The sequence below is a fragment of the Photorhabdus australis DSM 17609 genome, from assembly GCF_000711895.1.
Lineage (GTDB): Bacteria > Pseudomonadota > Gammaproteobacteria > Enterobacterales > Enterobacteriaceae > Photorhabdus > Photorhabdus australis.
In genome coordinates, this window is the sequence record NZ_JONO01000018.1 from 53,733 (window position 1) to 74,489 (window position 20,757).

General features: G+C 42.1%; 20 protein-coding genes. 9 read left to right on the top strand and 11 right to left on the bottom strand.

All coding sequences use genetic code 11. The annotated features are described in order from the left end of the window. Window positions 1-134: 134 nt before the first annotated feature. Window positions 135-428, top strand: coding sequence for a ribosome assembly RNA-binding protein YhbY (gene yhbY, locus BO26_RS07170; protein ID WP_036770421.1), 294 nt, complete (start codon window positions 135-137; stop codon window positions 426-428). Window positions 429-564: 136 nt separating this feature from the next. On the opposite strand, the gene greA is transcribed toward yhbY, so the two are convergent. Continuing rightward, window positions 565-1,041 (bottom strand): transcription elongation factor GreA, encoded by a 477-nt coding sequence (greA, locus tag BO26_RS07175; RefSeq protein WP_036770424.1) that lies wholly within the window; start codon window positions 1,039-1,041, stop codon window positions 565-567. 260 nt (window positions 1,042-1,301) lie between these two features. Here greA and dacB point away from each other — a divergent pair, with 260 nt between their 5' ends. Further along, the gene (dacB, locus tag BO26_RS07180) at window positions 1,302-2,750 is read left to right on the top strand and encodes a serine-type D-Ala-D-Ala carboxypeptidase (RefSeq protein ID WP_036770516.1); all 1,449 of its coding nucleotides are present in this window, start codon (window positions 1,302-1,304) and stop codon (window positions 2,748-2,750) included. Window positions 2,751-2,809: 59 nt separating this feature from the next. Here dacB and cgtA read toward each other — a convergent pair whose 3' ends face one another. The 3 genes from cgtA to rplU form a co-directional block, all read right to left on the bottom strand. Beyond that, window positions 2,810-3,985, bottom strand: coding sequence for an Obg family GTPase CgtA (gene cgtA, locus BO26_RS07185; protein ID WP_036770427.1), 1,176 nt, complete (start codon window positions 3,983-3,985; stop codon window positions 2,810-2,812). 126 nt (window positions 3,986-4,111) lie between these two features. Continuing rightward, window positions 4,112-4,369, bottom strand: a complete 258-nt coding sequence (rpmA, locus tag BO26_RS07190; protein WP_036770429.1) for a 50S ribosomal protein L27 — start codon at window positions 4,367-4,369, stop codon at window positions 4,112-4,114. 17 nt (window positions 4,370-4,386) lie between these two features. Further along, complete coding sequence (gene rplU / locus BO26_RS07195; RefSeq protein WP_011148618.1) at window positions 4,387-4,695, bottom strand: 50S ribosomal protein L21; 309 nt, start codon at window positions 4,693-4,695, stop codon at window positions 4,387-4,389. 251 nt (window positions 4,696-4,946) lie between these two features. Here rplU and ispB point away from each other — a divergent pair, with 251 nt between their 5' ends. Beyond that, entirely contained in the window at window positions 4,947-5,918 is a 972-nt protein-coding gene (gene ispB, locus BO26_RS07200) for an octaprenyl diphosphate synthase (RefSeq protein ID WP_036770432.1), read from the top strand. A gap of 21 nt (window positions 5,919-5,939) precedes the next feature. On the opposite strand, the gene BO26_RS07205 is transcribed toward ispB, so the two are convergent. Together BO26_RS07205 and BO26_RS07210 are read right to left on the bottom strand one after the other, a co-directional pair. Further along, window positions 5,940-6,320: a DNA-binding protein gene (locus BO26_RS07205; RefSeq protein ID WP_036770434.1), complete on the bottom strand. Its 381-nt coding sequence runs from the start codon at window positions 6,318-6,320 to the stop codon at window positions 5,940-5,942. A gap of 76 nt (window positions 6,321-6,396) precedes the next feature. Continuing rightward, window positions 6,397-6,744, bottom strand: coding sequence for a DNA-binding protein (locus BO26_RS07210; protein WP_036770436.1), 348 nt, complete (start codon window positions 6,742-6,744; stop codon window positions 6,397-6,399). A 185-nt stretch (window positions 6,745-6,929) separates the two neighbouring features. Between BO26_RS07210 and BO26_RS07215 the strand changes: the two genes are divergently transcribed. Next, on the top strand, window positions 6,930-7,196 hold the full coding sequence (locus BO26_RS07215) for a helix-turn-helix domain-containing protein (RefSeq protein WP_036770439.1): 267 nt from the start codon (window positions 6,930-6,932) through the stop codon (window positions 7,194-7,196). Between the two features lie 103 nt (window positions 7,197-7,299). Here BO26_RS07215 and mdh read toward each other — a convergent pair whose 3' ends face one another. Beyond that, the gene (gene mdh, locus BO26_RS07220) at window positions 7,300-8,238 is read right to left on the bottom strand and encodes a malate dehydrogenase (RefSeq protein ID WP_036770441.1); all 939 of its coding nucleotides are present in this window, start codon (window positions 8,236-8,238) and stop codon (window positions 7,300-7,302) included. Window positions 8,239-8,694: 456 nt separating this feature from the next. On the opposite strand from mdh, the gene argR reads away from it, so the two are divergent. Then, complete coding sequence (gene argR, locus BO26_RS07225) at window positions 8,695-9,165, top strand: transcriptional regulator ArgR (RefSeq protein ID WP_036770442.1); 471 nt, start codon at window positions 8,695-8,697, stop codon at window positions 9,163-9,165. 44 nt (window positions 9,166-9,209) lie between these two features. On the opposite strand, the gene mpl is transcribed toward argR, so the two are convergent. Continuing rightward, entirely contained in the window at window positions 9,210-10,580 is a 1,371-nt protein-coding gene (mpl, locus tag BO26_RS07230) for a UDP-N-acetylmuramate:L-alanyl-gamma-D-glutamyl-meso-diaminopimelate ligase (RefSeq protein ID WP_036770445.1), read from the bottom strand. A gap of 165 nt (window positions 10,581-10,745) precedes the next feature. Here mpl and fbp point away from each other — a divergent pair, with 165 nt between their 5' ends. Together fbp and ppa are read left to right on the top strand one after the other, a co-directional pair. Further along, window positions 10,746-11,750 carry a class 1 fructose-bisphosphatase gene (gene fbp, locus BO26_RS07235; protein WP_036770453.1) on the top strand — a complete coding sequence of 335 codons (1,005 nt, stop codon included), beginning with the start codon at window positions 10,746-10,748 and terminating at the stop codon, window positions 11,748-11,750. 167 nt (window positions 11,751-11,917) lie between these two features. Further along, the gene (gene ppa, locus BO26_RS07240) at window positions 11,918-12,448 is read left to right on the top strand and encodes an inorganic diphosphatase (RefSeq protein WP_036770455.1); all 531 of its coding nucleotides are present in this window, start codon (window positions 11,918-11,920) and stop codon (window positions 12,446-12,448) included. A gap of 105 nt (window positions 12,449-12,553) precedes the next feature. On the opposite strand, the gene BO26_RS07245 is transcribed toward ppa, so the two are convergent. From BO26_RS07245 to tamA, 3 genes are read right to left on the bottom strand one after another with little or no spacing between them, the layout of a single operon-like run. Beyond that, window positions 12,554-12,901, bottom strand: a complete 348-nt coding sequence (locus tag BO26_RS07245) for a gamma-glutamylcyclotransferase family protein (protein WP_036770457.1) — start codon at window positions 12,899-12,901, stop codon at window positions 12,554-12,556. Window positions 12,902-12,903: 2 nt separating this feature from the next. Further along, on the bottom strand, window positions 12,904-16,677 hold the full coding sequence (gene tamB / locus BO26_RS07250; protein ID WP_036770460.1) for an autotransporter assembly complex protein TamB: 3,774 nt from the start codon (window positions 16,675-16,677) through the stop codon (window positions 12,904-12,906). Next, window positions 16,674-18,416, bottom strand: coding sequence for an autotransporter assembly complex protein TamA (gene tamA, locus BO26_RS07255; protein ID WP_036770462.1), 1,743 nt, complete (start codon window positions 18,414-18,416; stop codon window positions 16,674-16,676). The genes tamB and tamA overlap by 4 nt, the downstream gene beginning before the upstream one ends. Window positions 18,417-18,531: 115 nt before the next feature. Here tamA and msrA point away from each other — a divergent pair, with 115 nt between their 5' ends. Together msrA and paeA are read left to right on the top strand one after the other, a co-directional pair. Next, a complete protein-coding gene (gene msrA / locus BO26_RS07260) occupies window positions 18,532-19,179 on the top strand; it encodes a peptide-methionine (S)-S-oxide reductase MsrA (RefSeq protein ID WP_036770463.1) in 648 nt (215 codons plus the stop codon). Between the two features lie 157 nt (window positions 19,180-19,336). Beyond that, entirely contained in the window at window positions 19,337-20,656 is a 1,320-nt protein-coding gene (gene paeA / locus BO26_RS07265) for a polyamine export protein PaeA (protein ID WP_036770468.1), read from the top strand. Window positions 20,657-20,757 lie beyond the last annotated feature (101 nt).

Genomic DNA, 20,757 nt, shown 5'->3' on the forward strand with positions numbered 1-20,757 from the left:
CCTTTCCAACTATACTAATAAAGAGCCAGATATCTATTGCTCGACAAACCAAAACCACAACACACTATTTATGGTGATAGATATAAGATGGCGGTAGAATGTCCCGTTTTCAATCCTAACTAAGCAAAAAAACAATGACTCTTAACAAAAAACAAGTACAACACCTAAAAAGTCTCGCCCATCCGTTAAAACCTGTCGTCATGATTGGTAACAACGGTCTGACTGAAGGCGTGTTGGCAGAAATTGAACAGACGCTGGCACACCATGAGCTTATCAAAGTCAAAATCACAGGCGAAGATCGTGAAATCAAAAATTTGATCGCCGATGCAATTGTCCGCGAGACCGGCGCATATAATGTGCAAATTATCGGGAAAACATTGGTTCTTTACCGCCAATCGGAAAAACGCCAGATTATTTTACCTAAATAATCAAATCACATTTATATAAAAATGCCATACGCATTATTATGATAAAAAAGGCCGAATCTGGCCTTTTTTACTTTCTATACAATTCCAGTGTAACTTTACCTAACATAAATCGGCAGCAACAAGCTGATCCTAAAGTTTAAATATATTCAACTTTCAAGATCTCATATTCCACTTCCCCCCCAGGAGTCTTGATAGTAACAACATCATCAACTTCTTTACCAATCAGGCCACGAGCAATCGGTGAATTCACGGAAATTAAATTTTCTTTAATATCAGCTTCATCATCACCGACAATCCGGTAAGTCTGTTCTTCATCAGTGTTTACATTCAAAGCTGTAACTGTGGCACCAAAAATAACACGTCCAGTCTTGGGCATCTTTGTGACATCAATCACTTGTGCATTAGAAAGCTTAGCTTCAATTTCTTGGATACGGCCTTCGCAGAAACCTTGTTGTTCACGAGCTGCATGATATTCAGCGTTTTCTTTCAGGTCACCATGTTCACGCGCTTCAGCAATGTCTGAAATAATTTTTGGACGGCGTACGTTTTTCAGATAATCTAACTCTTCGCGCAACTTATCCGCGCCACGTACCGTCATTGGAATCTGTTTCATTATATTAATCCTCTAAACCTTTCCTGAGCAAAAATCAAGCATCATCCTGATGTTTTCAGATAACAGCACAATGAGCACACCTTGTCGGGCGGGCTTCTAAACAATAAACAGTCATGTAAACTACAGGGTTACCCAGAGTCCACAATCATTTCCACATATTAATGTATCATTCTAACGTAGACTTGGTGATGGGTCATCGTTTACTTTTCCCCACTTTGCGCCTTAGTATTGTGGTATGTTCACATCCACATGCGAAATTTATGTCCTTTTTTAAAATGGCTAGCAGATTAGTTTGCGTTACCAGTCTGTACTTAACTATTGCCAACGCAAGCGCTACACCTGTTGAGGAATATGCACAATATTTGCCTAATGGCACTAATCTAGCATTAATCGCTCAAAAAGTCGGCTCCAACACACCATTACTTGATTATCACGGCCAGCAAATGGCTCTACCAGCAAGTACTCTGAAAGTTGTCACAGCCCTTGCAGCATTATTACAATTGGGCAAAGATTATCGCTTTATCACTACATTGGAAAGCAATGGCAAAATTTCAAACGGTGTTTTGAAAGGAAATTTGACTGCTCGTTTTGTTGGAGATCCGACACTAACCCGTCAACAACTTCGTAATATGGTTACTGTTCTACAACAATCTGGCGTGAAAAAAATTGACGGGGATCTTCTGATGGATATTTCCGCTTTTGCCAGCCACGATAAAGCCCCCGGTTGGGTATGGAACGACATGACCCAATGTTTTAGTGCTCCGCCTGCTGCTGCAATTGTCGATCGAAACTGTTTTTCAGTTTTACTATATAGCGCGGAACATCCCGGTGATACTGCATTTATCCGTGTCGCATCCTTTTATCCAGTGAATATGTTCAGTGAAGTTAAAACTCTGGCAAAAGGATCACCTGAAAGTCAATATTGTGAGTTGGATGTGGTTCCCGGAGAACTTAACCGTTTTACGCTAACCGGATGCCTCACTCAACGCAGTGAACCATTACCATTGGCCTTCGCCATTCAAAATGGTACTAGCTATGCAGGAGCAATCCTCAAAAACGAACTACAAATTGCAGGAATTGAAATAACAGGCAATCTCAGACGCCAAAGCTTACCAACCGAACCTAGTAAAGTTCTAGCTCAGAATCAATCGGCACCATTACATGATCTACTTAAGGTCATGCTAAAAAAATCTGACAATATGATCGCTGACACCGTATTCCGAACAATAGGCCGACAACATTTTAATGTACCAGGAACCTGGCGTTCAGGCTCTGATGCAGTGCGGCAAATATTGAAACAAAAAGCCAGTATCGAACTGGGAAACACCGTTATGGTAGATGGTTCAGGATTATCCCGTCACAATCTGATCACTCCAACAACCATGATGGAAGTATTACAGTTTATCGCTCAACATGATCAAGAATTAGATTTTATTTCTATGCTGCCATTAGCCGGTCATGACGGCACTCTAAGATATAGGGGTGGATTGGATGAAGCAGGAGTAAATGGAAAAGTTTCAGCTAAGACAGGCGCCCTGCAAGGAGTTTATAATCTCGTTGGCTTCATAACTACTGCTAACGGTCAAAGAATTGCCTTCGTACAGTTTATTTCTGCCTATGCCGTACCGCCAAAAGAACACCAAAACCGACGGGTCCCTTTAGTAAGATTTGAAAGCAGACTGTATAAAGATTTATATAAATACAATTAATAAAACGAGCGCCACAAACATGTGGCGCCTTTAACTATTATAATGAAAGAATGGAAGAATCAGCGTTTATAGATAAACTCAACGCCTTCGTTGTCATCTTCGTCCCAATCATCATCCCAATCATCGTCTGTTTCCGAAACCTGATTTAATTGCTCTTTATGGTAATCATCCCACATGAATTCAACTTTCTCAGACTGAACTTCACCTTCTGTCGTATTCATATTACGAGGCTGAGTTTTCATAAACTCCATAATATTCCAGCAAAGCTCTTTAATCCCCAGACGATTTATCGCTGAGATCATATAGAAGCCACCTTCCCAACCCAATTCATCAACAATGGCTTGTGCACGCTGTTTAACTTCTTCAGGTTCCAACAGATCAACTTTGTTAAATACTAACCAGAGTGGTTTTCGTGCTAATTTTTCACTATATTGCTGTAGCTCGTTGACAATAATCCGAGCATTTTCGACAGGATCCGATTCATCAACAGGGCAGATATCGATTAAATGCAATAGCACCCTGCAACGCTCCAAATGTTTTAAGAAACGGATGCCCAAGCCAGCGCCATCAGAAGCACCTTCAATAAGCCCTGGAATATCCGCGACAACGAAACTCTGCTCGTTATCCATCCTTACTACACCCAAACTTGGCACCAGAGTTGTAAATGGATAATCTGCAACTTTTGGTTTAGCCGCAGAAACAGCACGAATAAATGTGGATTTACCCGCATTTGGCATCCCCAGCATGCCAACATCCGCTAACAACATAAGTTCCAGCATCAATTCACGGGTTTCACCTGAAGTACCCATCGTTCTTTGACGAGGAGCCCGGTTAACAGAAGATTTAAAACGGGTATTACCAAGGCCATGGAACCCTCCTTTAGCGACCATCAAACGTTGCTCATGTCGGGTCATATCACCCAGAACTTCACCTGTTGCCACATCGCGAATACGCGTACCAACAGGCACTTTGATAGTAATATCCTGACCTCGCTTACCTGTACAATCTCGGCTTTGACCATTTTGCCCACGTTCTGCCCGGAAAGATTTTTCAAAACGATAATCAATCAGTGTGTTGAGATTTTCATCAGCTAACAGATAAACATCTCCACCATCTCCACCATCTCCACCATCTGGCCCACCTTTCGGAATATATTTTTCACGACGGAAGCTAACACAACCATTGCCACCATCCCCCGCAACAACCAGTATTCTGGCTTCATCTACAAATTTCATATCTTTTCTCCGTATGATAGCCATATAATGCTGGACGGCTGTTTTACCCAGAGATGGCGTATTCAGAATAATAAAAAGCCCCGCAACACATGCAGGGCTTCCGATTCGGTTTATAACTCGAAAAACTTATTCAGCTTCAATGCTGATAAACTTGCGGTTTTTCGGGCCTTTGATTTCGAATTTAACTTTCCCGTCAGCTAGTGCGAACAGAGTGTGGTCGCGACCACAACCAACGTTACTGCCAGCGTGGAATTTAGTACCGCGTTGACGAACAATGATGCTACCTGCTAATACAGACTCACCACCAAAACGTTTTACACCCAGACGTTTACTTTCAGAATCGCGGCCATTACGAGTTGAGCCGCCAGCCTTTTTGTGTGCCATTTAATCTGCTCTCCTAATTAAGCGATACCAGTGATTTTAACATCAGTGAACCACTGACGATGGCCTTGCTGCTTACGGCTGTGTTTACGACGACGAAACTTAACAATTTTAATTTTCTCGCCGCGACCATGAGCAACTACTTCAGCTTTGATTTTAACGCCTTCAACTACAGGAGCGCCGATTTTAATGTCATCACCATTAGCGACCATCAGAACCTGGTCAAACTCAACAGTTTCACCTGTTGCGATGTCCAGCTTTTCCAGGCGAATAGTTTGACCTTCGCTGACTCGGTGTTGTTTACCACCACTTTGGAAAACCGCGTACATATAAACTCCGCTTTCCGCACGCCCCCTAAATATCATTCCAGAGCGCGCTATAAATATTCATAATAGGGCGCGAATTCTACGCAAAAAAGCCTAAGAAGACAAGTGCAGAATTAGAGCAGGCGATAAAAAAACGTAGTTTATGAATTGTCATTTATTTGAACTGTTTTTCGAGTACAATCAAGACACAGCGATAACTATTGTAATGTTAATATGAACACAGCTCTGTATTAGAACTCATAGCCGAAAAAAACATGAATTTAGAATCTATTATCAAGCTAACCGCTGATGATATGGCAGCGGTAAATGAAGCCATTCTTAGTCAGTTAAATTCTGACGTTGCTCTTATAAATCAACTTGGCTACTACATAATCAGTGGCGGTGGAAAACGCATCCGCCCAATAATTGCTATTCTATCTGCCAGGGCGTTGGATTACCCGGGTGATAAGCATATTACTGTTGCCGCATTAATTGAATTTATCCATACAGCTACTCTATTGCATGATGATGTTGTGGATGAATCAGATATGAGACGCGGCAAAGCAACGGCCAATGCTACTTTTGGTAATGCGGCAAGCGTATTGGTTGGTGATTTTATATACACTCGTTCGTTCCAGATGATGACAGCTCTTAACTCTATGCGGGTTCTCAAATTGATGTCAGAAGCCACAAATGTTATTGCTGAAGGTGAAGTTCTACAGTTAATGAACTGCAATGACCCCAATATTTCTGAAGATGATTATATGCGGGTGATTTACAGTAAAACAGCTCGGCTATTTGAAGTTGCCGCGCACTCTTCTGCAATTATTTCTAACGCTACACCAGAACAAGAGACCGCTTTACAAAATTACGGACGTTATTTAGGCACTGCATTCCAACTAATTGATGATTTACTTGATTATGATGCTGATAGCAGCACATTAGGCAAAAATACCGGTGATGATCTTAATGAAGGTAAACCTACATTGCCATTACTACACGCTATGAATCATGGTAATCCAGAACAATCGGTACTTATCCGTAAAGCAATTGAAAAAGGTAATGGTCGCTATTTACTCGAAACCGTACTGACAACAATGAAACAATGCGGCTCACTAGAATACACCCGTAAACGAGCAGAAGAAGAAGCAGATAAAGCAATTGCTGCTTTGCAGGTGCTGAAAAGCTCCCCATACAAGCAAGCACTTGTGGGGTTAGCCCATATTGCCGTACAACGCCTTTCTTAGTTATTGATATAAAACCTGGAATTAATCTGAATCCAGGTTTTTCTCTGTGTCTTCAACACCTACATCAATATAACCAATTAGCTTTGCCAGCCCTTCTCGCAAGATAAATTTCACAATTTTCTCTCTCTCAACTTTAGTCAGTTGATAATAAGCCTCAGCCCAGATTAAAAATGGATCTTGCCGTTTATTTGTGTAATCAATTGTGCTTTCCCCTACAGATAACACATTAAGTACATCTTCAGGCAAGCTGTTCATATGATATTCAAGGGCCTTGCCCTGAACACCCCGTTTACGTCTATATTCCCATCCTTCCCGCCTTGCCATCAGGTTTATTCCCTGTGGCGAAGAAGGAAGTCCAGCAATACCAACCAGCTCTTTAGCTGAATACCATTCTTTTTTCATACTTTTCTTCTCACTTTGCACCGGGATAATGAAGAAGAAGCCAGGTTAGTTGGCATTTTTACTTTCCAGAAATGAGTCAATAAACAGAAAGTTTTTCCAAAAAACTTCTGATACCATCCCGTAAAATCATAGCTATCACTGCTTGTTTCTCAGATTCTGACAACTGGTGAAAAGCGCCAACCCAAACTGATAAAGGATCTTGCTTCTGCACCTGATACTCAGAAGGTGATTCATGAAGTTCCAATTCTGCAATGGTCGTTTCCGGAAAACAGGAATAGTGATATTCGACTGCTTTACCTTGTACACCTTGTCTTTTCTGGCGTCTCCACTCCTCACGTTTTGCTCTGGCATTAACTCCCTGTGGTGATCCAGGTAACTCACCCACACCGATTAATTCCTTGGCCGAATACCACTCTTTTTTCATCACGTTTCTCTATTTTTGTAACCAAGTTCAAAAAAGAAGCTTTTAAGAAAAAATTTGGAAATATTTTTAGAAAAATAATGCTATTTTATTTCTAAATAACAGGTTTAAGTTCGTTATTGCTCTCATGCATACCTGTTATTTATACCACTAACATAACATTAAATTTAATAAAAAAAGGATTAAAAATGATTTCAAGGAAATCTGATTGGCATCCTGCTGACATAATTGCAGCTTTACGCAAGAGGGGAACAACCTTAGCCGAAGTATCACGTAAGGCAGGGCTTAGCTCATCTACACTGGCTAATGCGCTATCCCGCCCATGGCCAAAGGGAGAATGGATAATTGCAAATTATCTAGAAATACATCCTTCAGAAATTTGGCCAAGTCGTTATTTTGATCCAAATACCGGAGAATTATTAGAAAGGAAAATACGCGAACAAACAAATAATTAATTAGCTAACGAATTAAAATCGTTAAATAAAGCCGCCGGTCATTATCATACCAGCGGTTTTATTATTTCACAGATATATATCTTTTATTTATAAAATATATTAATTAGTTATTAATAAATTTTTCGCCTAATTCTATATCTTTTCTCAATACGTCCAACATCCCTTCCAATGCTTTCTGTTCAAAATCACTCAGCTTACCGATGTCTAAGCGCTCTTCTACACCATTTTTGCCCAAACGAACCGGCTGAGCGAAGAAACGGGCATACTTGCCATCACCTTCAACGTAGGCACATTCCACAACATTACTTTCGCCTTGTAAGCCTCGAACCAAAGAGAGACCCAGACGAGCAGCCGCTTGTCCCATAGACAAAGTTGCAGATCCGCCGCCAGCTTTAGCTTCAACAACTTCAGTACCTGCATTCTGAATACGCTTAGTCAGAGCGGCCAACTCTTCATCAGTAAAACTCACACTAGGGATCTGAGACAACAGAGGAAGGATCGTCACACCAGAATGACCACCGACGACCTGTACTTCAATCTCCTGTGGCTTTTTACCTTTCAATTCAGCAACAAAAGTATTGGAACGGATAACATCCAAGGTTGTTACACCAAATAGGCGGTTTTTATCATATACACCTGCTTTTTTCAGCACTTCAGCCGCAATAGCTACAGTTGTGTTAACTGGGTTAGTAATAATACCAACCAACGCCTTCGGACAAGTTTTGGCCACTTGTTCTACCAGGTTACGTACGATACCCGCGTTAACATTAAACAGATCTGAACGATCCATACCTGGTTTACGAGCAATACCTGCAGAAATCAATACAACATCCGCTCCTTCCAACGCTGGAGTAACATCTTCACCAGCAAAACCTTCAATTTTCACTTCCGTTGGAATATGGCTCAGATCAACAGCCACCCCAGGGGTAACTGGAGCAATATCATATAAAGAGAGTTCTGAACCTGAAGGAAGCTGGGTTTTTAGTAGAAGAGCAAGAGCCTGACCAATACCACCGGCTGCACCGAGAACTGCAACTTTCATCCTGATACTCCTTAAATCATTTATACTTTAAAATGCTGTGAATTCATCTGGTTACAAACCATAGAGTACTACGTTTTTAAAAACAATCTATTAACAGCCAAATCGTGGACTTATGCTCTAATAAATGGGACATCGAAGTCGCTGTATTCTAGACAAAATGCTTATCTGTTAATGAGATAACGGACACTATTTTAAGAATTGTTCTTTGATTTTATGAAAAAATCGGTTAAATACCTTATACCCAACAACAATGCTAAACAACATCATTTAATTAACAATGTATTTACCAGATAATCAATTACATAAAACAAACTCATCATATTCATATTTTATGAATTTCTATTTATCATAGGACTAATTTACGCTTCTCCACGTAGCAAGATCATCATTTTTATTGCATAAAAATTCACTCGTATGCATAATATGCTCTTCATAATTAATTGAATATGGTGGAATATGCGTACTCCCTCTAAACAGGAAGATTTAATAAAAGCTTTCAAGGCGTTATTGAAAGAGGAAAAATTTAGCTCTCAGGGTGAAATTGTCACCGCTCTACTGGAAGAAGGCTTTGAGAACATTAATCAATCCAAAGTTTCCAGAATGCTCACTAAATTTGGCGCAGTTCGCACCCGTAATGCTAAAATGGAGATGGTTTACTGCCTGCCTGCCGAGCTTGGTGTTCCTACTGCCACTAGCCCAATCAAAAATCTAGTATTAGACGTTGATCACAACCATTCCATAGTTGTAATTCGCACAAGCCCTGGTGCTGCTCAGCTTATTGCTCGTCAACTGGATTCTCTTGGCAAAGCAGAAGGTATACTCGGCAGTATTGCAGGTGATGACACTATTTTCATTACGCTTGCCAGAGATTTCACCGCAGAACAGCTGCGTGGAACCATCCTGAGGTTTTTCGAACAAGAGCTTTAAATGAACGCGCCAACATGGCGCGATTCATTTTCCTGCTGCCATTTTCAGAATTGATAAGCTTTTTTACTTAGCTGAGAAAGTAGTTTTTCATGAATATCACTAAACCCGCCATTACTCATAACCAGAATATGATCCCCCTGCTGCGCCTTATCAACAATCATATTCACCAGTAAATCAATATCAGCACTCCAATACGCAGGCTGAACACAGTGATCTGCAATTTCCGATACATGCCATTTAATATTAGCTGGCTGGAATAAGAATACTTCATCAGCACGCCCCAATGCTGGTGCTATCTCATTCTTACTTATACCCATTTTCATCGTATTTGAACGAGGTTCCAGTACGGTAATAATACGGGCAGTTCCTCCAACCTTACTACGCAGAGCTTCGAGTGTTGCCAGAATTGCAGTCGGATGATGGGCAAAATCGTCATAAACAGTAACGCCATTTTCCTGACCACGCAGTTCAAGGCGACGACGGGCATTAATAAAATCGCTTAAAGCACGACAAGCATCCGCAGGTTGGACACCAACATGGTGTGCAGCTGCAATTGCAATCAGCCCATTACGCATATTATGTTCACCAACTAACGACCAATTCACCTCTCCAACAACCTCTCCGCAATAAAACACCCGATAATCGCTGCTGTCTGTGCTTATCTTTTTTACCTGCCAGCTACCAGTTTCACCCACCTGTTCCAATTCACTCCAACACCCCATAGACAAGACCTGCTTCAGGTTAATATCGTTGTCTGGAGCAAAAATCTTACCACTACCTGGAACGATCCTGACAAGATGATGGAACTGTCTCTGGATAGCAGCTAGATCCCCGAAAATATCGCCGTGATCGAATTCCAGGTTATTCATAATCAATGTACGTGGGCTGTAATGAACAAACTTAGAACGTTTATCAAAAAAAGCACTGTCATATTCATCGGCTTCTATGACGAAAAACGGACTTCCCCCGATCTGAGCTGACGTTTCAAAATTACCTGGAACACCACCGATCAAAAAACCCGGTTTATAGCCACAAGCTTCAAGTATCCAGGCTAACATACCAGCGGTTGTTGTCTTGCCATGAGTACCTGCAACTGCCAGAACCCAACGTTCAGGTAAAACATAGTCGTGCAACCATTGCGGACCTGAAGTATAAGGAAGCCCACGTTCCAGTACAGCTTCTACACAAGGATTTCCACGACTCATAACATTACCAACGATAACCATATCTGGCACAGGGTCCAGCTGTGCCGGGTCATATCCCTGAATCAGGCTAATCCCATGTTTTTCCAGTAAGGTACTCATTGGTGGATAAACATTGGTATCTGAACCCGTCACTTCATGACCAAGAGAACGTGCCAAAATTGCCAGTCCCCCCATAAAAGTGCCGCAGATACCAAGAATATGAATACGCATTGATTTTCCATTCCATAGCATGAAGTTAGTCACTATTCTAACCATCAAAAGCAAGATAAGAAATGGAATAGCCTATGAATCATCCCTTTCTTTGGCTAAACTGCCCGCGTAAGAGTACAATGGACACTCAGAAACCTCTATCAAATCACATTCAGGACTTTCGTCATGAAAACATTAGGCGAATTCATCGTCGAAAAGCAGCACGATTTTTCTCATGCCACAGGTGAACTCACTGCATTGCTTTCTGCTATTAAGCTTGGAGCAAAGATTATTCACCGTGATATCAATAAAGCCGGTTTAGTCGATATCTTAGGAACCAGTGGCGTATCCAACGTCCAGGGTGAAGTGCAGATGAAACTGGACCTGTATGCTAACGAAAAACTCAAAGCAGCACTGAAAGCACGCGGTGAAGTTGCCGGTATTGCTTCAGAGGAAGAAGATGACATCGTTATTTTTGAAGGCGACCGCGCTGAAAATGCAAAATATGTTGTTTTGATGGACCCACTAGATGGTTCTTCAAATATTGATGTAAACGTTTCCGTTGGTACTATCTTCTCTATCTATCGCCGTATTACACCTGTTGGAAAACCCGTCACTGAAGAAGATTTCCTGCAACCAGGTAACCGCCAAGTCGCCGCTGGGTATGTTGTTTATGGCTCTTCAACTATGCTGGTGTATACAACCGGCTGTGGTGTGCACGCCTTTACTTACGATCCATCTCTTGGGGTTTTCTGCTTGTCCCATGAAAAAGTACAGTTCCCTCCAAAAGGCAATATGTATTCCATCAACGAAGGGAACTACATCAAATTCCCTATGGGGGTAAAGAAATACATCAAATATTGCCAGGAACAGGATGAAGCGACTCAACGACCGTATACTACTCGTTATATCGGTTCACTAGTTGCTGATTTCCACCGCAATTTACTGAAAGGTGGCATCTACATTTATCCAAGCACCGCCAGCCATCCATCAGGAAAATTACGCCTGCTATATGAATGTAACCCAATGGCATTCCTGGCCGAACAAGCAGGAGGTAAAGCCAGTGATGGCGCCAACCGCATTCTGGATATCGTCCCGTCCAAACTGCATCAGCGCGTACCTTTCTTTGTTGGCAGTAAATCAATGGTAGAGAAAGCCGAAAGTTTTATGGCTGAATTTCCAGACGAATAATTTCATCTGTTAACCGTGAACAAACGGCAGGGGTTTTCCCAGCCGTTCTTCATTTTGCAAATTTTTACAGAGAAGGTGCTGGAGATAGTGAGATTTAATGAGATTTCATCATCATTCCAGCTATAATAGCCCCCTCTCTATTCTGGTTTGAAATAAAGGAAACTTTCATGAGCCTGAACTCAGTACCGGCAGGGAAAGAACTGCCTGAAGACATTTATGTCATTATTGAGATCCCTGCCAACGCAGATCCAATTAAATATGAAGTTGATAAAGAATCCGGTGCACTGTTTGTAGATCGTTTTATGTCTACCGCAATGTTCTATCCATGCAACTATGGTTACATCAACAACACTCTGTCTCTGGATGGTGATCCGGTTGATGTTCTGGTTCCAACGCCATACCCACTGCAACCAGGTTCTGTGATCCGTTGCCGTCCGGTTGGTGTTCTGAAAATGACTGACGAATCAGGTGAGGATGCAAAACTGGTTGCAGTTCCACACAGCAAATTGACCAAAGAATATGATCACATTAAAGATGTGGACGATCTGCCAGAATTGCTGCGTGCTCAGATCACCCATTTCTTTGAGCACTACAAAGATCTGGAAAAAGGTAAGTGGGTTAAAGTTGACGGTTGGGACAATGCCGAAGCTGCTAAAGCAGAAATTAGCTCCTCTTTCGAACGTGCTGCTAAGAAATAATTTTTCTCTGCCTATCTAATTAAAAAAACCTCTGCCAGAGGATCTCTGACGGAGGTTTTTGATATCACAGCCCCTTTACCTTCAGCATTAAAAGGGAACTCTACTTTACTCTTTCTCGTGGCGCTTTAGCCAGTCACCGCTTTCTATACGCCGTAAACCAGCGACTGGAAACTGATAAAGATATATCCATGCACTGCCATACGGTGTCTGAATCAATTCCCTTACATACTCCCGAGAATTATCTTTCAAATCATCTAACTCTGTCAGGATAGTAGAATTGATGCGATATACCTCACACTCAATACTCCCGTCACCACGGATTACCGCAGGATAATGCCCAAGGTCGTACAACTCATAGCCTTCCAGCTTGTGATCCCCTAACCATTGAGCGTCAGTCATCCAATGATGATTGCCCTGTTTGCGCCGTAAGCTGCCATAAACAATAATTCGCATTTTTAAAACTCAAACTGATAGAGCAAATCCAATGCCTGATCAATACCAGACATTGCTTCCAGATACAATCTAGGCATTAACCTATAGCGTAAGGTTAATGTTGCCAACGAATCAAATATACCAACACCATACTTAACTTGCAGATCTTTTGTAATCTTTCCGCTAACAACTACCTGTGATTTATCTCCGACCCCCTGTGTATCTAGCGCCAAGTCAGAAACACCAAATGTTTCACCGATTTTACCCACCAGCTGACCACTTTGTGCAACTCCTAAGCCTATCAGTACTGCCGTCATTTGTGAGTTGTCAGAGCCACTGTTCTCTAATCCTTCACCACGCAATAAGTAAGAAAGCGCTTCCTGTTGTGACTTAGCAGGTTCCGAGAAAATTTCCACTTTTGGCTTATCTGCCAGACCAGTAACTCTCACCCCAGCAATAACACCACCATCGGTTGACTCTGGGTTACGGATAGCCTCAATGTTAAGCAATGGCTGATCTGGTGGACCTGAGAACATAATCAGCCCTTTACGGACGATCAAATCCTGCCCATAAGCACGAAAACGACCATCAAGAATATCAACTTGTCCATTCAAACCCAGACCTTGCTTATCTTGAGCAACTTTCAGATCACCTTTAAGCTGAGCTGTAAGGCCAAAAGCACTGAGGCGAACATCCTCCCCTATATGAATCGTCAAATTACTTTGAATCGGAATTGATGCTTTTTTTTCTTCTAATGGCTGAAAGTTCTCATTCAATATAACCTCATCCGATGAGACTTCAACCGCCGATTCTGGTAATTCCTTAACTGTAATAAGTGCCCAAGGAATATCAACATTACCATCTAGTTTCAACAACTGAGGTGAAGCCTCAAATACCAGATCAGGGCTAACATCAATTTTTACCATTGGAGGAAAAGTTACCCTCAACTTATTACCGTTAGCGGTAACCCTTGCATGCCATGTATCCAAATCATTCCAGTCAGCATCACCGCTCAGGTTAAGTTGGCCTTTCGGCGTTTTAATAACACCCTCAAGAGCAGAGCGTACTCCATCAAAATTCACCCCAAGTTGCCCTTGAGTAATATCAAATGGAATCCAATGACCCGAAGCTTGTAGTGAATTCAGGCCCAGTCGGCCAAACAGCAATGGATTTTTGGCATTCCCCCCCAAGCGCAGATTAGCGTTCAAATGACCTTCAGCCTTATCTCCTTTACCAAGGATAGGCTTAATCAATGCCAGAGAGACATCCTGAATACCTATATTGCCAGATAGTTTGCGATACCCTTCAAGATCTGCAATCTGTACGTCACCATTAAACTGGCCATTCCCCATAATTTTAAACAACCAACCCAGCTCTGCTGTGCCATTCTTCAAGCCTACATTGAATGTCAGGGTTTGGAAATCTACAGGTAATGCGACGCCATCGACCATCTGTTTAACCTGCACCTCGCGACCACGCAGATTAACATTAGCTTGAGGCAATCCATGTCCCGCACTCCATTTAACATCCGCATTACCACTAAATACACCTTTCAGTTGTGTTTCAGGTCCCAACAATGGTTGGATCATGGCGAGATCAAAACGCTCAAGAACAATAGATGCGCTGCCGCTAGCACCAGCTTCAATTGGTTTAGGTACACACAGCTGAGCATGCGGATTCAGCCAGCAATGAGTACCTACAGTCACTTTTTGCTGCGGGTTGAGGTAATCGACAATAATAGGTTTAGTTAAACGCCATTCTCCTACCGGAGTGTCAAAGCGGGTATTGTTGATATTACCTTTCCATTGTTGTTGCTTGCGATCAAAACGACCATTAAGTGCAAGCTGACCGGAAACAGGTTCACCATCAATCTTCAGCTGTAAGTCATGCTTCTTTTCATTACCTTTGGCATTCAGCGTTAGATTACGGATGATCAAGTCAACTTGTTTTAACTGACGGACATTGACAGCCAGATCACCTTGGATCTGCTCCGCAGAACGCACATTCCCCTTCACATTTACACTATCAATGCGCAGATCCTGCCATCTCAATCCATTAGCATTCAGATCCATTAAAAGCTGCGGTGCTTGCATATTACCACGTAGTTTCAGTGTCCCATTCACTACGCCGCCTAGCCCCGGCAATAAGCCATCTAGTCTCGGTGCAGTGATATCACCATCAAGTTTCCATTGTTTAGACAACTGCCCCTGGAGATTCATTTTATTGCGCCCCAAAGCCAACTCAAACTGAGGAATATTCCACTGACCAGCAGCATTACCAGAAATCTTACCCCTAGCTTTTACCAAGTTCTGCTTAACATTACCATCCAGTATGATTTCCGGGATATGGAGCTGCCAACTACCGCCGTGCAAACTACCACGGGTAACAATTTTGCCATCTATTCTGGCTGGCCATTCCGGCCATTGTTTCGCAGTATTGATCCCAGAAAGTGACAGTACCGTATTCCAACTTACCGCTTTACTCCAATCAGCCACACCGGTTAATTCAGCTCTTCCCTGCAAAGCAGACAGACGTAAACGAGTCAGTCTGAACTGCTCTTCATTACCTTTAGCATCCAACACAAGTAATACAGGTGGAATTTCATTACCTTTAATACCCGAACGCAATGACAAATCATAACCACTAGCCCTACCATTCAGCCGCATTCTTATACTATCAAGCTGATACTCAGGTTCTCCGGTCAAAGGCCAGTTAAATTGCTCACTTTCAAGCACTACACGCATTGGCAAACCTGCCTGTGCCAATTCTGCTTGGGCATCAAGTTTAGCGCTGACTGGACCAGACAAATTCAAAACCAGGTTGAGTTGTTCCAGCAAGGCACCATCAAGCTTTAAATCAACTTTTTGCCTCTGCATCTTTTGCCAATTCAATTCACTTTTTATTGTCAATTTTACTGGCCATTGCTGTGCTAAAGTTGCTGAACCATTAATAGCCAAAGAACCTTCCGGAGTATTAACATTCAGTTTATTGAGCTGAATTTGTTGTCCTTGATTGCTCAGTTGCAGCAATAAATTATTGACCGTGATATTAGTATCACCAGTCAGCCGTAATTGTTTACCACTAATCCCTTCAACAGTAATATCCAGTGGAATAGGCACTTCTGGTAATTTTGCCAATAATGGTTGAGAGAACAATTTTTTCAGGGTTTCTCCCAGCGACTTTTCCGGTTCAACCTTCTGTTTTATGTTCTTTGCTGCTTCCACAGTTTTCAATTGTTCAGGCGTAGTTTTTGGCAATCCAACCAACAATCTATTGATTTGAGTTGGTTTAAAAGTTAATGCTTTTTGCTGCCACTGAGCTGCTGTTCTGAATTCATCAAAGGCAATTACCATATCATCTACGGTAACAATGGCATTTTTAACAGAGAGCAAATCAAGTGAAATCGGATACGGAGTCCTCAGCTCAGTCAGAGATTCTGATTCTGGCGATGATTGCTCCGAAACAGGAAATTGTTTAGTGTTAATCGCAACTTTCACACCTTCCGTCGTCAATGCATTAATACATAACTGGCTGTCTTTCAGACAAGAAAGACGTAATGAAAAGTACAATTGATCCACATTTACATCAACACCGGGCATCTGATATCTGATACCTTTCAGCGTCAAATCACGCCAACCACCGCTAACGCTAGTTATATCCAGTCCAGGCACCCAACGGGAAGCACTATTAATCATAAAATGCAGGCCAGATTGCGTTCCTACCAACCCAATCACTGTAATAACCAACAGAGTAACCGTCAGCAAAAAAACAATACTGATCTTTTTAATCCATCTCATAATTCAGATCCCAATCCGATGTAAAACTGGATACCATGGGATTCTGAATCCCCTATCGGTCGGGCAAGATCAAACTTAATGGGGCCAACAGGAGAAGCCCAGCGCACACCAATTCCTACACCGGTTTTAAAGTCGCTGTTTTTAATGTCATTGACTGCTTCACCTGTATCGACAAAAACCGCGCTCCACCAATCGCCCGTTACGTTATATTGATACTCAAGCGAACCTACTATTAACGTGGATGCCCCTGTTAATTTTCCTTTATCATCTTTAGGCGAAATTTTCTGATATTTGTAGCCTCTAATGCTGTGATCACCACCGGCAAAGAAGCGTAAATCAGGTGGAACTTTCTGGAACTCATTAGTTTCTATCCACCCTAGATTGCCTCGGGCAACAAAGCGGTGATTATCCCAGTAAGTTCTTATCCAAACGTTTTTCGCCTGTAATACCAAAAAATCTACATCAGACCCCCAAGTAGTATCAGAGATATCAATAGAATAACGCTGACTATCGCCCCAATAAGGCATTGTGCCTCCACGTTGACGAATACGACTAACATTCACTCCCGGATACAACAACATTGTGGTGTTAGTGACATCAGCCTGAGTAAAGTGGCTGAGACTCCAGCGCATGTTAATCCCATACTGCCAACCAGTAGAAAGATCCCAGTTACGGGAAAGATTCACCGTCGCAGTATCTGACACAGTATCGTTGAGATCCTTACGCTTATAACCGGCCTGCAATGCATAATATTGCTCCAGCGGGTTGGCTTTTAGCGGCATTTTATAGCTGGCATCAACAATTTGTTCGGGCGCAGAAAGGTTAGCGCTGGCGTTAAGACTGTGTCCACGGGAATTAAGCCACGGTTTTGTCCATTTAGCCTTAACCCGTGGCCCTACATCTGAGCCATAGCCGCCACCCAGCTCAACATAGTTTCCGGAACGTGGGGTTAATACCGCATCAAGAGGGAGAGTCTTATTACCATTTTTTCTGACAGTTTCAAAATCAGGTGTCACTAGTGCTGAGTTAAACCAACCCGTTTCTGCCAGTCTCCGATTCAGCTCTGCCAGTTGTTCTGAAGTATAAAAATCCCCTTCTTTGAACGGAACTAAATTCCCCAGATAATCTTCGCGGATCTGTGAACCTTGATAATGTACCGGACCAAAGCGATAACGTTCACCGCTGTCAAAATCAAAATCCCAGAATGCCTCATGCCGCTCTTTGGAAACACCCAATTGGCTCTTCTTCATGATGGAGTCAAAGTAACCTTTTCTAATAGCCAGCCCAGTTAGAGAACTTTTGAAGCTTTCATATTCACCATGATTAAGAATTGTTCCCTTTTTCGGGCTGCTGCTTTTGACAAGTTTGGCATAATCTTCATCTGTCTTGGCCCCACCATCCAACACAACACTAACACCAGCAATCCTCACAGGTTCACCCACAATAACTTTTGCTGTTAACACCGAACGAGTGGGAGGTTTATTTTCCCGATAGGTAAATTCAATGATAGGCTCATAATAACCAAGAGGACGCAGACCTTCACGAATGGCTTTATCTACGCGAGAGCGGAAACGGCCATCAGCAGCAACCTCATCAGTACCGATAGTTGAAAGATGAACCCGAGCATTTTTTTCTAAATTACCTGTTAATCCTTCTAATTTCAGACGAAGATTAGCACTATGAGCGATGGGAGTTGCGACAGACACACAAAGAAGACATAAAACAGGGTACTTCGACACGCGAACTCCTAACCTGATCAGAATAATTTGACTATAATAAAATTTATTTTGATTAAAGTTTATAATATATACAATCTATTAATCTCTGAAAACCTAATAATTGCGGGAGGGAATTTTGCCAACTTCAACTAACAAGATCCAATCTATTGATTCTCAAAATATATTACCAGGCAGAATAGAACCGCTTAAGGTTTCACCTGACCATGTTGTCACCAACCATGCGATAGAACCTGTTCCAGAAAATATGGAAGTTGCCTATTTTGGTATGGGATGCTTCTGGGGCGTAGAACGTCTATTTTGGCAACAACCTGATATTTACACGACCTCCGCAGGTTATAGCGGTGGCACCACACCGAATCCAACTTATGAAGAAGTCTGTAGCGGCCTGACTGGACATGCTGAGGTTGTCAGAATTGTTTATGATCCGGCAAAAAATAGTTATGAAAACCTATTAAAGCTTTTCTGGGAAAACCACGATCCGGCTCAGGGAATGCGCCAAGGCGGGGATATTGGTACTCAGTACCGCTCCGCAATTTATACTGTGTCACCTCAGCAATATGAAATGGCAATACTCAGTCGTGAACGTTTCCAAAAAGCAATGCAACAACAAGGAGATAGCCGTCCTGTTACGACAGAAATCACAGAAGCTGGGCCATTCTATTTTGCAGAAGACTATCACCAACAATATCTGTTCAAAAATCCTGAAGGGTATTGTGGGTTAGGTGGTATTGGTGTTTGCCTGCCACAAACGGATAAAAATTAGTCGATTTATTTAAGTTAATATTATAATTATTACCTTAATAAATAGTTTCTCTTTGTATTTGTCGTAATTTTTTATTTTATATGATTTTTACTGTTTCCTCCGGTGTTCTTTCAATGACAACCAACCCTATCACCGGGGGGTAAAACATGGATACTTTATGTTAAATAGTCTATTAGTGGTGCTTTTACTGTGTGCAATAAGCGCCTTTTTTTCGTTATCTGAAATTTCTCTTGCCGCCTCAAGGCGGATCAAATTAAAGCTGATGGCAGATGAAGGTAATGCCAACGCCGCCCATGTCCTTAAACTACAAGAAGCACCAGGGATGTTTTTTACTGTCGTGCAAATCGGCCTAAACGCAGTTGCCATTTTGGCCGGTGTTGTCGGTGAATCTGCCTTCTCTCCTTCACTAAAAGCTTTTTTCATTAAATTTATGAGCTCTGAATGGGCAGAACAACTAGGCTTTATCTGCTCATTTGCCATTGTGACAAGTCTGTTTATTTTGCTGGCTGACCTGACACCAAAGCGTATCGGCATGATCAAACCAGAAGCTGTCGCAGTGAAAATCGTTAACCCAATGCGTTTCTGCCTGGCAATTTTCCGCCCATTAGTCTGGCTGTTTAATGGTCTGGCTGATCTTATCTTTAAGATCTTTAAAATTCCGATGGCTCGAAATGAAGACATCACATCTGATGATATTTTCGCTGTCGTAGAAGCCGGCGCTGTTGCTGGTATCCTCCGTAAACAGGAACATGAACTGATTGAAAACGTATTCGAGCTCGAATCTCGCACTGTTCCTTCGGCCATGACCTCACGAGAAAGTGTTGTCTATTTTGATAAAAATGAAAGCGAAGAAAGTATCAAACAGCAGGTTTCCACCCAACCACATTCCAAGTACCTAATATGTGATGGAGATATCGATCATGTTATCGGTTATGTCGATTCAAAAGATCTCCTTAACCGTGTTCTAAGTGGTCAGAGTCTAAGCTTCAATAAGGGTGTTCAGATCCGCAATGCCCTAATCATTCCAGATACCCTGACTCTCTCTGATGCATTGGAAAGTTTTAAAGCTGCTGGCGAAGATTTCGCTATCATCTTGAATGAATATGCACTGGTAATGGGGGTAATTACTCTCAATGATGTTATGACCACACTGATGGGTGATTTAGTCGGTCAGGGACAGGAAGAGCAGATTGTCGTCCGTGACGAAAATTCATGGCTGGTTGAAGGCGGAACACCTATTGATGATGTGCAACGGGTATTGGACATCGATGACTTCCCTGACTCCAGCAACTACGAAACCATCGCGGGATTTATGATGTTTCGGCTGCGGAAAATCCCAAAACGTACTGATTCAGTCAAATTTGCGGGTTATAAGTTTGAAGTTGTCGATATTGATAACTACAAAATCGATCAACTATTAGTGACAAAAATCACTGACACAACAACAGTCCCAACACAAAACTCCTCCATTCAGTGATAATAAATAAAAACGGCTCATTTATCTTAAGCCGTTTAATATTCCCACATTAAGCGCCACTTTACTTGTGGCGCAGATTATTCAGTATGCTACTGCTCGCC